13 protein-coding genes are annotated in these 13,055 nt (G+C 72.6%); 4 read left to right on the top strand and 9 right to left on the bottom strand.

Annotated elements, in window-relative coordinates; all coding sequences use genetic code 11:
- Positions 1–164: 164 nt before the first annotated feature.
- From prcA to arc, 6 genes are all read right to left on the bottom strand, one after another.
- Positions 165–986 carry a proteasome subunit alpha gene (gene prcA, locus DER29_RS17145; protein ID WP_121398240.1) on the bottom strand — a complete coding sequence of 274 codons (822 nt, stop codon included), beginning with the start codon at positions 984–986 and terminating at the stop codon, positions 165–167.
- Between the two features lie 61 nt (positions 987–1,047).
- The gene (prcB, locus tag DER29_RS17140; protein WP_199729334.1) at positions 1,048–1,887 is read right to left on the bottom strand and encodes a proteasome subunit beta; all 840 of its coding nucleotides are present in this window, start codon (positions 1,885–1,887) and stop codon (positions 1,048–1,050) included.
- Entirely contained in the window at positions 1,806–2,423 is a 618-nt protein-coding gene (locus DER29_RS17135; RefSeq protein WP_233599872.1) for an endonuclease VII domain-containing protein, read from the bottom strand. Before DER29_RS17135 ends, prcB begins: the two co-directional genes overlap by 82 nt.
- Positions 2,424–2,480: 57 nt before the next feature.
- On the bottom strand, positions 2,481–2,696 hold the full coding sequence (locus DER29_RS17130) for a ubiquitin-like protein Pup (protein ID WP_088993750.1): 216 nt from the start codon (positions 2,694–2,696) through the stop codon (positions 2,481–2,483).
- A gap of 106 nt (positions 2,697–2,802) precedes the next feature.
- Positions 2,803–4,320 (bottom strand): depupylase/deamidase Dop, encoded by a 1,518-nt coding sequence (dop, locus tag DER29_RS17125; RefSeq protein ID WP_121398237.1) that lies wholly within the window; start codon positions 4,318–4,320, stop codon positions 2,803–2,805.
- A 166-nt stretch (positions 4,321–4,486) separates the two neighbouring features.
- Positions 4,487–6,268: a proteasome ATPase gene (arc, locus tag DER29_RS17120; protein ID WP_121398236.1), complete on the bottom strand. Its 1,782-nt coding sequence runs from the start codon at positions 6,266–6,268 to the stop codon at positions 4,487–4,489.
- 177 nt (positions 6,269–6,445) lie between these two features.
- Between arc and DER29_RS17115 the strand changes: the two genes are divergently transcribed.
- Positions 6,446–6,742: a ferredoxin gene (locus DER29_RS17115; protein ID WP_121398235.1), complete on the top strand. Its 297-nt coding sequence runs from the start codon at positions 6,446–6,448 to the stop codon at positions 6,740–6,742.
- A gap of 127 nt (positions 6,743–6,869) precedes the next feature.
- Here the strand turns inward: DER29_RS17115 and DER29_RS17110 are convergent, their stop codons facing one another.
- The 3 genes from DER29_RS17110 to DER29_RS17100 form a co-directional block, all read right to left on the bottom strand.
- Complete coding sequence (locus DER29_RS17110) at positions 6,870–7,442, bottom strand: hypothetical protein (RefSeq protein ID WP_121398234.1); 573 nt, start codon at positions 7,440–7,442, stop codon at positions 6,870–6,872.
- A gap of 81 nt (positions 7,443–7,523) precedes the next feature.
- Positions 7,524–8,489 (bottom strand): tRNA (adenine-N1)-methyltransferase, encoded by a 966-nt coding sequence (locus DER29_RS17105; protein ID WP_121399290.1) that lies wholly within the window; start codon positions 8,487–8,489, stop codon positions 7,524–7,526.
- 41 nt (positions 8,490–8,530) lie between these two features.
- Complete coding sequence (locus tag DER29_RS17100) at positions 8,531–9,589, bottom strand: site-2 protease family protein (RefSeq protein WP_370040306.1); 1,059 nt, start codon at positions 9,587–9,589, stop codon at positions 8,531–8,533.
- 224 nt (positions 9,590–9,813) lie between these two features.
- On the opposite strand from DER29_RS17100, the gene DER29_RS17095 reads away from it, so the two are divergent.
- The 3 genes from DER29_RS17095 (at position 9,814) to DER29_RS17085 (ending at position 12,942) form a co-directional block, all read left to right on the top strand.
- Entirely contained in the window at positions 9,814–10,725 is a 912-nt protein-coding gene (locus DER29_RS17095; RefSeq protein ID WP_121398232.1) for a PD-(D/E)XK nuclease family protein, read from the top strand.
- Between the two features lie 308 nt (positions 10,726–11,033).
- The gene (locus tag DER29_RS17090; RefSeq protein ID WP_121398231.1) at positions 11,034–12,230 is read left to right on the top strand and encodes a sensor histidine kinase; all 1,197 of its coding nucleotides are present in this window, start codon (positions 11,034–11,036) and stop codon (positions 12,228–12,230) included.
- Between the two features lie 25 nt (positions 12,231–12,255).
- Positions 12,256–12,942, top strand: coding sequence for a response regulator transcription factor (locus DER29_RS17085; protein WP_121398230.1), 687 nt, complete (start codon positions 12,256–12,258; stop codon positions 12,940–12,942).
- The last annotated feature ends 113 nt before the right edge of the window (positions 12,943–13,055 follow it).

Below are 13,055 nucleotides of genomic sequence, written 5' to 3'. Positions count from 1 at the left end.
CCCGTTGGACCCTCGGCGCTGCGGATCCGCCAACCGGCCGGGCTTCGTACGTCGGCGTCGGAAGGCCCCTGCGACGCGCGGGCCGGACCCGACCCGCTGGCAAGCCGCCCGGGAGGACGGTCGGGCGCGTCCACGCCCGGACCGCCCTCCCGGCACGTGCCCCGCTACGCCTCGGGGGTGTCCCGGCCCTCCAGGTCCGCCGAGCCGGCGGACGTGGTGGGCTTCTTCGCCTCCTCGGTCGGCGAGGTCGGCGTCTCCGGGCGGGCCGACACCGGCTCCTCGGCCTTGTCGCCGTCGAGCAGCGCGGTCAACGCGGCCCCGGTGATACGGCGGAACGTCCGCCCCACCCGGCGACGGTCCAGGACCGCCACCTCCAACTGGTTGGCGGCGATGGTCCGGGCGGCGCCGCCCTCTCCCCCGACGCTGCTCAGCGCCTGCATCGCGACCTTCACCGCCTCGCCCAGCGACATGTCCGGACGGTGGTGGGACTTCAGCACGCCGGTGATCGCCTCGGCCTGCCCGCCCATCGCCATCCGGCCCGGCTCGTCGTTGACGGATCCGTCGTAGGTGAGCCGGTAGAGCTCGTCGTCCTCGGCGGTGGTGCCGACCTCGGCCACGCAGATCTCCACCTCGAACGGCTTCGACTGCTCGGTGAAGATGGCACCCAGGGTCTGCGCGAAGGCGTTCGCCAGGGCCCGGCCGGTAACGTCACGCCGGTCGTAGCTGAGGCCGTTCAGGTCGGCCATCCGCACGCCGGCGCGGCGCAGGTTCTCGAACTCGTTGTAGCGGCCGACGGCGGCGAAGCCGATCCGGTCGTAGATCTCACTGACCTTGTGCAGGGCGCTGGAGAGGTTCTCGGCGACGAAGAGCACCCCGCCTTCGTAGCTCAGGACCACCGCGCTGCGGCCCCGGGCGATGCCCTTGCGGGCCAGCTCGGAGCGGTCGCGCATGATCTGCTCGGGCGAGGCGTAGAACTGCATGGCCACGGCGGCGGTTCTCCTTAGGGCGCTGTGCTGACGGCTGCTGACTGGTGCGGGCGGGAGCGGATCAACCGCCCGGGTTCTCCATCCGGCCGGAGACCACGCTCTCGGCGATGGCCGACATCTCCTCGTCGTTGAGCCGGTGGGTGCCCTCCGCCGTCGCCGTCATCACCACCGGGTAGATCCGCCGGATCAGGTCCGGGCCGCCGGTCGCGGTGTCGTCGTCGGCCGCGTCGTAGAGCGCCTCGACCGCGAGCCGGACCGCCTCGTCGATGGAGAGCCCCGGCTGGAAGCGCTTCTTCAGCGCCGACCGGGCGAAGAGCGAGCCGGAGCCGATAGCGTCGTAGCCGGTCTCCTCGTAGGGGCCACCGGTGACGTCGAAGCTGAAGATGCGGCCCGCCCGCGCCGGGTCCTTCGCGGCCAGGTCGTAGCCGGCGAAGAGCGGAATCACCGCGAGACCCTGCATCGCGGCGCCCAGGTTGCCACGGATCATGGAGGCGAGCCGGTTGGCCTTGCCGTCGAGCGAGAGCATCGCGCCCTCGATCTTCTCGTAGTGCTCCAGCTCCACCTGGAACAGTCGCATCAGCTCGATGCCGATCCCCGCCGTGCCGGCGATGCCGACCAGGGAGTACGCGTCGGCCGGGTGCACCTTCTCGATGTCGCGCTGGGCGATCAGGTTGCCCATGGTCGCCCGCCGGTCGCCGGCCATCACGACACCGCCGGCGGCCGAGATGGCCACGATGGTCGTCGCGTGCGGCGCCATGTCAGCGGCCATGCCCGGCGGCAGAGGCCGGCGGCCGGGCAGCATCTCGGGGGCCACCTTGCTCAGGAACGAGGTGAAGGAGGACGTCCCCGCGTTGGTGAACACATCTGGTAGACGCCCGGATGGATCAAAACCCGCTGCCACGTGGTTCCTCTCAGATATGTGATCGCCCCGGCCAGCCGCGACTGATCGTCACGGAACTGACCGAGACCACCGTTGCAGTTGAAGCACAATATCCCGCGCACCCACCCGGTGCGATGGTCGTGGTCGAGATGTTGCGGGTCCACACCGCCACAGATCGCGCAGACCCCGCCCTGCTCGGCCAGGAGCTCCTGGAACTCCTTCTCCCCGATGCCGTAGCGCCGCCGCAGGTGGTACTCGCGCGTGCCGCCGTACAGGCGCTGAGCGGTCTCCCTGCCACGCGCGTTGTGGCAGGGCTTGCAGTAGCTGTGCCGGCCGCCACTCTTGGTCGTGCGCGGAAACTCGTCGACCGGCTTGACCCGGTCGCAGTCCGGGCGCCACTTGAGCCCTTCGCCGACCGGGGTGGCCGACCGCTTCTGCGGCCCGATGCCACGCCTGCGGCGGCTCGCCGTCGAGCGAGCCGCCGCACACGACTTGCAGTAGTAGGCGAGCCCGTCCGCCCGTTGCCGGTTGCGGTGGAACCCGGCGGCGGGCAGCAATCGGTCACACTGGGGGCATACCTTGCCCGACGCCTGAGGCAAATCGGGCATAAAGTATCACTCCCCCCCTTTCTGGACGTAACCGCGCACGAATTCCTCGGCGTTCTCCTCGAGGACGGAGTCGATCTCGTCGAGCAGGTCGTCGACGTCCTCGGTGATCTCGGCGTGCCGCTCCGCCACCTCCGGATTCGCCTCGGTGGTGACGTCCTCGATCTCCTCGCCCTGACGCGACTTGCCCGACTGCGACTGCCCGCCGCTGTCACGAGTGGCCATTGCTGCCTCCTCCACGATCGCCCTGCGATCAACTTACCTCGCGGAGGCGACGAAAAGCCCGCCGCGCGCCGGCTTCGGCGCACGGCGGGAATCCGTCGACGACGCCTCAGCCGCCGGTGAGGGTCTCCAACAGGTCCTTCGCGCTGGGGCAGCGGTCGAAGAGGGCGCCCACGTGCTTGCGGGTGCCACGCTCCGGTTCCATCATCGGCACCCGCACCAGCGACTCCCGGCCGACGTCGAAGATGACCGAGTCCCAGCTGGCCGCGACGACCTCGGAGGCGTACTGGGCCAGGCAGCGGCCGCGGAAGTAGGCCCGGGTGTCCTCCGGCGGTTCGGTCATCGCGGTACGGGTCTGCTCGTCGTCGAGCAGCGTCTTCATCGCGCCCCGGGAGACCAGCCGGTGGTAGAGGCCCTTCTCCGGGCGGACGTCGGAGTACTGGAGGTCGACCAGTTGCAGCTTGTGCGAGCCCCAGCCGAGCTGCTCCCGCTCCCGGTAGCCCTCCAGCAGCCGCAGCTTGGCCACCCAGTCCAGCTCGTCGGCGCAGAGCATGACGTCGCGGCCCAGCCTGTCCAGCACGCGCTCCCAGCGGGCGAGCACGTCGAGGGTCTGCTCGTCGGCGTCGGTGCCGTAGCGGTCGTCCACGAAGGACCGGACCCGCTCGTAGTAGGCCCACTGCACGTCCAGGGCGGTCAGCCGCCGCCCGTCGCGCAGCCGCATCCGGTGCGTGAGGCTCGGGTCGTGGCTGACGGCGCGCAGCTCGCTGACCGGGTCGGCGATGCCGAGGTCGGGGCCGAGCGCCTTCTCCTCGATCATCGTGAGGATCAGCGCCGTGGTGCCGACCTTGAGGTAGGTGGAGATCTCCGACAGGTTGGCGTCGCCGATGATGACGTGCAGCCGGCGGTACTTGTCGGCGTCGGCGTGCGGCTCGTCGCGGGTGTTGATGATCGGCCGCTTGAGGGTGGTCTCCAGGCCGACCTCGACCTCGAAGAAGTCCGCACGCTGGGAGATCTGGAAGCCGCTCTGCCCGCCGTCCTGGCCGATGCCGACCCGGCCGGCGCCGCAGACGATCTGCCGGGTCACGAAGAACGGCGTCAGGTACGCGACGATGTCGGCGAACGGCGTCTGCCGGCGCATCAGGTAGTTCTCGTGCGAGCCGTAGCTGGCGCCCTTGTTGTCGGTGTTGTTCTTGTAGAGGTGGATCGGCTGGGTGCCGGGGATGGTGGCGGCGCGGCGGGCCGCCTCGGCCATCACCCGCTCCCCCGCCTTGTCCCAGCGCACCACGTCCAGCGGGTTGGTCACCTCCGGTGTGGAGTATTCCGGGTGGGCGTGGTCGACGTAGAGGCGTGCGCCGTTGGTGAGTATCACGTTGGCCAGCCCGAGGTCCTCGTCGGCGAGTGCCTCGGCCGGGTCGTACGCGGCGCCGGAGTAGGTGAAGCCGCGCGCGTCCCGCAGCGGCGACTCCTCCTCGTAGTCCCAGCGGGCGCGGCCGCCCCGGTTGAGTTCCGGGCGCGCCCCGTAGGCGTTGACCACCTGGGAGGAGGTGACCATGGGGTTGGCCCCGGCCTGGCCGGGAACGGAGATGCCGTACTCGACCTCGGTGCCCATGATCCGTCTTACGCTCATCGACCTACCCGCTTCGCTCGCCCGACCCGGTCCCCCGTCACGTCGAGCGTAGTCGGCCGCGCGGCGGAAGGGGGCGCGGCGGACCGGGGCGACGGGGGCAGAGAGGCGGGCGCGGACGGGACGGGGCCCGTGACGCGTCGCGTCACGGGCCCCGTGCGGGTGTCCGTCAGAGGTACTGGCCGGTGTTGCTGGCGGTCTCGATGGACCGGCCGGCCTCCGCGCCCTTGCCGCCGGAGACGAGCGTGCGGATGTAGACGATCCGCTCGCCCTTCTTGCCGGAGATCCGGGCCCAGTCGTCGGGGTTGGTGGTGTTGGGCAGGTCCTCGTTCTCCCGGAACTCGTCGACGCAGGCGTCGAGGAGGTGCTGCAGGCGCAGGCCCTTGCGTCCGGAGGTGAGGAACTCCTTGATGGCCATCTTCTTGCCCCGGTCGACGATGTTCTGGATCATCGCGCCGGAGTTGAAGTCCTTGAAGTAGAGGACTTCCTTGTCGCCGTTGGCGTAGGTGACCTCGAGGAAGCGGTTCTCCTCGGTCTCCGAATACATCCGCAGCACGACCGCGTCGATCATCGCCGCGACGGTGGCCTGGGGGTCGCCGCCGTGCTCGGCCAGGTCGTCCGGGTGCAGCGGCAGCCCGGAGAGGATGTACTTGGAGAAGATGTCCTTGGCCGCCTCGGCGTCCGGCCGCTCGATCTTGATCTTGACGTCGAGTCGGCCGGGGCGCAGGATCGCCGGGTCGATCATGTCTTCCCGGTTGGAGGCGCCGATGACGATGACGTTCTCCAGCCCCTCGACGCCGTCGATCTCGCTGAGCAGCTGCGGGACGATGGTGTTCTCCACGTCGGAGGAGACGCCGGAGCCGCGGGTCCGGAAGATCGAGTCCATCTCGTCGAAGAACACGATCACCGGGGTGCCCTCGCCGGCTTTCTCGCGGGCCCGCTGGAAGATCAGTCGGATGTGCCGCTCGGTCTCGCCGACGTACTTGTTGAGCAGCTCCGGGCCCTTGATGTTGAGGAAGAAGCTGGTGTGCTTCTCCTTGCCCTCCCGCTCGGCGATCTTCTTCGCCAGCGAGTTGGCCACCGCCTTGGCGATCAGCGTCTTGCCGCAGCCGGGCGGACCGTAGAGCAGGATGCCCTTCGGCGGGCGGAGCTGGTGCTCGCGGAACAGGTCGGCGTGCAGGAAGGGCAGTTCCACCGCGTCGCGGATCTGCTCGATCTGCGAGTGGAGGCCACCGATGTCGGTGTAGTCGACGTCGGGCACCTCCTCCAGGACCAGCTCCTCGACCTCGCTCTTCGGGATCCGCTCGTACGCGTACGCCGAGCGGGGCTCGATCATGAGCGAGTCGCCGGCCCGGATCGGCGAACCGATCAGGGTGTCGGCGAGGTGCACGATGCGCTCCTCGTCGGAGTGCGAGACCACCAGGGCCCGGTCGCCCGGGCTGCCGTCGGGACCCGCGAGGATCTCCTTGAGCATCGCCACCTCGCCGACCCGCTCGAAACCGAACGCGTCGACGATGTTGAGCGCATCGTTGAGCAGGACCTCCTGGCCGCGCCGCAGTTCGGCGACGTCCAGCGAGGGCGAGACGGCGACACGGAGCTTGCGTCCGCCGGTGAAGACGTCCACCGTGCCGTCGTCGTGCCGCGCAAGGAAGACGCCGTAACCACTCGGCGGTTGCGCGAGGCGGTCGATCTCCTCCTTGAGCGTCACGATCTGCGCGCGAGCCTCCTTGAGGGTGCTCACGAGCCGGTCGTTGTTCTCGGTCAGCCGCGCCAACTGTGCCTGGGTGGCCGCCAGCCGCTCTTCGAGCTGCCGGACGTGTCGGGGGCTTTCGGTCAACTTGCGCCGCACCAGAGCGAGTTCCTCTTGAAGGAACGCGACCTGCGTGGAGAGATCGTGGGCCTCCTTCTCCCACCGTGCGGCGCGCGAGTCCGCGTCGTCGCTGCGTGCCACGTCCCACCTCCCCGGGGGGCTTGAACGTTCTGCCCTAACACTAGCCGCTATGAGGCCGATTCGGTCCCACGCAACGCGCTCGTCACCGAACCTTGATCGCGAAGGGTGGCCCGGGGGGCCGGTACGGGCGTTCGGGTACCGTCGGGGCGTGGGACGGGAGAACATGGGGGGTGCGCCGTGGCGGAGGTCATGACGGACGAGTTGCAGGTCTGGGTTGACCAGGATCTCTGCACGGGCGACGGGCTCTGCGTGCAGTACGCGCCCGAGGTCTTCGAGTTCGACGTCGACGGGCTGGCGTACGTCAAGGGCCCCGACGGCGAGCTGCGGATGGCGCCGGGCAGCCGGGTCGACGTGCCGGAGCACCTGCGCCTCGAGGTGATCGACTCGGCGAAGGAGTGCCCGGGCGAGTGCATCCACGTGGTGCGCGGCAGCGACGGCGTCGAGGTGGCCGGCCCGGAGGCCGAGGAGGACTGACGGCCCGGTCCTCCCGCGCCGTCGGGCGCGGGAGGACGAGTCGGTCTCGCTGGCCCGCGCCGTGCGCCGGGTCCGCGCCGACACGTCCGGGAACCCCGCTCGGCGCGGCCCACCCGGGCGTACGGCTTCAGAGCATCGGGCGGCCGACCACCGAGGCGACGAGGCGGGCGAACTCCTCCAGGCGGGCGATCTGTCCGGCGCCGCCGTCGTCGAGGGTCTTGCCGAAGCGCAGGGCGTCGTGCCGGGGCGCGCCCACCGCCTCGTCGCTGGGCGGCGCCTCGTCCAGCGACGTGAGCAGCAGATAGACGTCGATGCTGTCGACCCTGATCCCGCCGTCGTCGGCGCGGGTCAGCCGGCGCCGGCAGCCGACCTCGGTCACCGTGGAGACCGGCACCACCCGCAGCGACGAGGTCATCGACCCCGGCGGCCCGTCCTCCGGCGGCACGTCCTCGCCGTGCCAGAGGACGAGGCGGCTGCCGTCGCAGACCACGACCTCCTGCCACACCCCGTTGACCTCGTTGACGAAGCGTTCCAGGGTGAAGCCCAGCACCGAAGCGCCGCGCAGCACCCCGCCGAGCGCCTCGAGCGCGACGTCCGGGTCGCGCAGGTACGCCCGGGCCGCCGATTCGAGGTCCTGGTAGGGCGACCAGTCCGGGAACACCGCCGGCAGGTCACCCCCGCCGAAGCCGGGCCGGCTCATGCCACCTCCCCGTGCCCGGCCCGCCGGCACGCGCCGACGGGCGGGATCCGTCCGTTCACTCCTCGTCGCCCCGCCGCGCCGTCACGGCCGTTCCGTGTCCTCGGCCGCCGCCTGCTGTGCCGAGGCGGCCGCCGCCTGCCTGGCGGCCTCGGCCTCGCGCAGGGCCTGGCGGCGTTCGGCGTACGCCTCGGCGCCCTTGCTGGGCTTGCGGCGCCGCGGCGGTGCGGTGACGCCGGGGGCGAGCTTACGCGCGGAGACGAGGAACGCGGTGTGCGCGATCATGCGGTGGTCCGGTCGCACGGCCAGGCCCTCGGCGTGCCAGTCGCGCACCAGCGACTCCCAGGCCCGCGGCTCGGTCCAGCCCCCGCGCTCGCGCAGCGCCTCGACCAGCTCGGACAGCTGAGGGGTGGTGGCGACGTAGCCGATGAACACGCCACCGGGCACCAGTGCCCGCTCGACCATGTCGAGGGTCTCCCACGGGGTGAGCATGTCGAGGATGATCCGGTCGAAGCCGGTCTCGGCGCACCCGGCGACGTCGCCGACGTGCAGGTGCCACGCCGGGTGCGGCCCGTTGAAGAACGCCTCGACGTTGCGCCGGGCGATCTGGGCGAAGTCGTCGCGCACCTCGAACGAGTGCAGCTCACCCCCGGTGCCGACCGCGCGCAGCAGCGAGCAGGACAGCGCGCCGGAGCCGGCGCCGGCCTCCAGGACCTTGGCGCCGGGGAAGATGTCGCCCATGGCGACGATCTGGGCGGAGTCCTTCGGGTAGATCACCTGGGCGCCGCGCGGCATGGAGAGCACGTAGTCCGACAGCAGCGGCCGCAGGGCCAGGAACGCGGTGCCGCCGCCGGTGGTGGTGACCACGCTGCCGTCGGGCAGGCCGATCAGCGCGTCGTGCTCCAGGATGCCGCGGTGGGTGTGGAACGCCTTGCCCGGCTCCAGGGTGACCGTGTGCATCCGCCCCTTGGGGTCGGTCAACTGCACCCGGTCGCCGATCCGGAACGGGCCGCGGTGCACGGGGGGCAGCGCCGGGGTGTCGGCGGTCACCGGGGTGCCCGGGTCGGCCGGGGCGGCGGGGGTTGTTGCGGTCACGTGTTCATCTTCCGTTGAGGTTCGAGGAGCTGAGCCAGATCCGCGATGTGCAGAATGCCCACGACATCTTCGCCTGAGGTCACCACGTACTGCGCGCCCGGGTGGGTCTGCACGGTCTCCATCACGCGTTCCCCGTCGAGCCCGACCGGCATCGCGGGCAGGTTGGCCAGGGATCGGGCGACCGCGTCGACGGCCAGCCAGGGGCGCCGCTCCACGGGTACGGCCTCCGCCGCCGCCGGGTCGACCAGGGCGACCGGCCGGCCGGCGGTGTCGGTGACCACGAGGGCGGCGCCCGGGGTGCTCCCGTCGGCGCGCCGGCGGTGCGCCTCGGCCAGCGGCGTGCCGGTGGGCACGGCGAGCACGGGCCGGGCCAGCCGGGACAGGTCGATCAGCGGGAAGCGGCGGCTGATCCGGGCCATCCGGATCGACTGCCCGGCGCCGCGCCACAGGGTGAACGCGACGAGCAGCATCAGGGGCAGCGCCAGCGGCGCCAGGTCGCGGGTGAGGGTGAGCAGGGCGACCAGCGCGGCGGTGCCGACGGCGACGACGCGTCCCACCCAGCCGGCGACCTCGGTGCCGCGGTGCCGGTCGCGGGTGACCGCCCAGACCGCCGCCCGCAGCGCCCGGCCGCCGTCGAGCGGCAGGCCCGGCAGGAGGTTGAACAGCGCGACGATGACGTTGCTGACCGCCAGTTGGAAGGCGAGCTGGTTGGCCAGGGTGCGGTCGGGCAGGGCGAGGGTGGCGGCGACCGCGAGCACGCCGAGCACGGCGGAGACGGCCGGGCCGGCGAGCGACACCAGCAGGTCGATCCGGGGCGTCGGGGCGTCGCGGTCCATCTCGGTGTAGCCGCCGAGCAGCTCCAGGGTGATCCCGCGCACACCGATGCCGTAGCGGCGGGCGGTGAGGGCGTGGCCGAGCTCGTGCAGGAGCACCGAGCCGAGCAGGGAGACCACGAAGCCGAAGCCGATGAGGTAGCCGGCGAGCTGGGACAGGTCGAGCTGGCGGCGGGCGAACTCGGCGTACAGCACGGTCACCAGCAGGGTGAGCAGCACCATCGAGCCGTTGAGGTGCAGCGGCACGCCGAACACCCGGCCCACGGTCAGGCCGGTCCGCGCGTCGGGCCGGCGGCGCGGTCGCCTCGTCTGCTCCATCGGATCGATGCTACGCGGCGGAGATCATGCGCCGGTGCGGCGACGGGACCACGCGCCGGCGGGGCGCGGCGATCATGCGCCGGTGCGGCGACGGCGTGGTGTCACACCGGTGCCCTAACCTTCCGGGCATGACGGCGGAACCGGTGACCACGCAGCATTCCCCGACCCCGGCCGAGGTCCCGGCGACGGTGCGGGCCTCGCTGTCGCCGTCGCGGGCGGCGGACTTCAAGACCTGCCCGCTGCTCTACCGGTTCCGCAGCATCGACCGGCTGCCCGAGCGGCCGACCGTCGAGCAGGCCCGGGGCACGCTCGTGCACGCGGTGCTGGAGCGGCTGTTCGACCTGCCGGCCGCCGGGCGCACCCCGACGGCGGCGGGCGACCTGGTGGCCCCGCAGTGGGACCGGCTGGTCACCGAGCAGCCCGAGCTGGCGGCGCTGTTCGCCGACGGCGACTCCGCGGCGGCGGCCGAGTTCCTCCGCTCCGCCGCCGGGCTGTTGGAGGGCTACTTCGCGGTGGAGGACCCGCGCCGGCTGGAGCCGGCCGAGCGGGAGAGCCTGATCTCGGCGGTGGTCGACGAGGAGCTGCTGATCCGGGGCTACGTCGACCGGCTCGACGTGGCGCCCGACGGGGCGCTGCGGGTGGTCGACTACAAGACCGGCGGGGCGCCGCGCGAGGCGTTCGAGGCCCGGGCGTTGTTCCAGCTCAAGTTCTACGCGTTGGTGCTCTGGCGCACCCGGGGCGTGGTCCCCCGGGTGCTGCGGCTGCTCTACCTCAAGGACTCGGAGGTCTGCGACTACGCCCCGGACGCCGACGAGCTGCTGCGCTTCGAGCGCACCGTGGTGGCGTTGTGGCGGGCGATCGAGCAGGCGACCGCCCAGCAGGATTTCCGCCCCCGGCCGAGCCGGCTCTGCGACTGGTGCAGCCACCAGGCGCTCTGCCCGACCTTCGGGGGCACCCCGCCGCCGTTTCCGACGCAGGCGGCGCCGGATCCGCTGCGCGACGCCCGGTCCCGCCCGACGCCCCCCGGCGCCGATGAGTGACCGGCTGACCGGCGCGCCGGCAAGGTCCCCCGCCCGGTCGGCGGCGCGTCCGCGGTGAGACCGCCGTCGATTCGGCCGGTCTGCCGCCGGGGCCCACGCGGCCGGTCGTGCCGGGCTCACTGGATCCCGGGTACGCCGACGCGGCGCTGCGAGTGGCCTGGCGCGGCCGCTCGTGCGGGGCGCACCCGGCGCGTGGCCTCGCGCGGTCGTTCGCTCCTGCGGGGATGAGCTGGTCTCCTCCTGAGGGAGGAGGCCGGGCTCACCGCCGGCGACGATCAATCGGCCGCGACGGCGGATAGCGTCGCGGTATGACTTCGGGCCCCCGGGCGTGGCTGCGCCGGCACCCCCTCGCCGCGGACGCGCTCCTCGCCGGCGGGCTCGTCGTGGCGGAGGTGGTGCTCATCGCGCTGACTCCCCGCGACTACTGGCCGGGGCGCCTGCTGGCGGCGCTGGGCTGGAGCGTGGTCTGCGCCGTGCCGGTGGCGTGGCGGCGGGTGGCGCCGTGGGCGGCGGTCGCGATGGCGGTGGCGACCCTGGCGGTGCCCCTCCTGCTCGGCCCCACGCCGACCACGCAGGGCATGACCTTCATGGTGCTCACCTACACCGCGGCCGCCGCCGGGCCACCGCGTACGGCGGCCGTGGCCGCGCTGGTGCTGTGGATGTCGGTCGGCGCCACCAGCGCCCTCGCGCCGCCACCCGACGAGCTGCTGGCGAACGTCAGTCCCGCCTACCTCGTGCTCAACAACCTGCTGGTCGGGGCGGTCTCGTACTCGGTGGGACGCGCGGTGCACGCCCGTCGGGCCTCCACGGAGGCGCTGCGGGAGCGGGCCCGGGCGGCCGAGGAGAACCAGCGTTCGCTGGCCGAGCGGGCGGTCGCCGACGAGCGCCGCCGCATCGCCCGCGAGCTGCACGACGTGGTCGCGCACCACGTCAGCGTGATGGGGGTGCTGGCCACGGGCGCGCGTCGCGTACTGCCGAAGGACCCGGGCGCGGCCGACGGGGCGATCGCCACCATCGAGGAGACCAGCCGGGCGACGCTGCGGGAGATGCGCCGCCTGCTCGACGTGTTGCGTACCGACGCCGAGCCGGCCGCCGACCTGGCCCCGCAGCCGGGGCTCGCCGGCATCGAGGCCCTCGTGGAGCAGGTGCGCGACGCGGGTCTGCCGGTGACCCTGCGGGTCGAGGGCACCCCGGGGACGCTGGAGGAGGGGGTGGCGCTGACCCTCTACCGGATCACCCAGGAGGCGCTGACCAACGCACTCAAGCACGCCGGCGCGGCCACCGCCCAGGTGCTGCTGCGCTTCGACGGGGACACGGTCGACGTGGAGATCGTCGACACCGGGCGCGGCCCCGCGCCCGGTGTCGACCGGATCGGGCACGGCCTGGTCGGGATGCGGGAGCGGGTCGCCCTCTACGGTGGTGTCCTGCGCACCGGGGCGCGGCCGGGCGGGGGCTTCCGGGTGTCGGCGAGGATCCCGGTGGAGCCCCGGGGCACGGCGGCGTGACCGGGAATCGGGACGGGGGAATCAGGTGACCGACGCGACGGTGCCGGCACGGCCGGTACGCATCCTGCTCGCCGACGACCAGCCGCTGCTGCGTACCGGCTTCCGGATGGTGCTGGGCACGGAGGACGACCTGGACATCGTCGCCGAGGCCGCCGACGGCGTGGAGGCGGTGGAGCTGTCCCGCCGGCTGCTGCCCGACGTGGTGCTGATGGACATCCGGATGCCGCGGATGGACGGGGTCGCCGCGACCCGGGCGATCGTCGACGCCCGGCTGCCCGTGCGGGTGCTGATCCTGACCACCTTCGACCTGGACGAGTACGTGGTGGGGGCGCTGCGGGCCGGGGCGAGCGGCTTCCTGGCCAAGGACGTGCCGGCCGACGGCCTGGTGGCGGCGATCCGCACGGTGGCCGCCGGGGACGCGGTGGTGGCGCCGCGGATCCTGCGGCGCCTGCTGGACCGGTTCGCCGACGCGCTGCCCGACCCCGCGGCCGCGCCGCCCCGCACGCTGAGCGCGCTGACCGAGCGGGAGCGGGAGGTGCTCGTGCACGTGGCGCGAGGGCTGTCCAACGCCGAGATCGCCCGGGCGTTGTCGGTCAGCGAGACCACCATCAAGACCCACGTCGGGCACGTGCTGACAAAGCTGGGGCTGCGCGACCGGGTGCAGGCCGTGGTGCTGGCGTACGAGTCGGGCCTGGTCCGTCCGCGGGCGTAGCGCCTCGTCGCCGACGGCGCGGGCGGCGTACCCGGGGATGCGCCGCGGCACGGCGGCGCGGTTGTCGCCGTCACCTACCGTGACCGGAGACGTCGCCGCGTGGTTGACCCTGA

The organism is Micromonospora sp. M71_S20, assembly GCF_003664255.1.
Classification (GTDB): domain Bacteria; phylum Actinomycetota; class Actinomycetes; order Mycobacteriales; family Micromonosporaceae; genus Micromonospora.
This window is presented reverse-complemented; position numbering and strand designations above follow the sequence as displayed.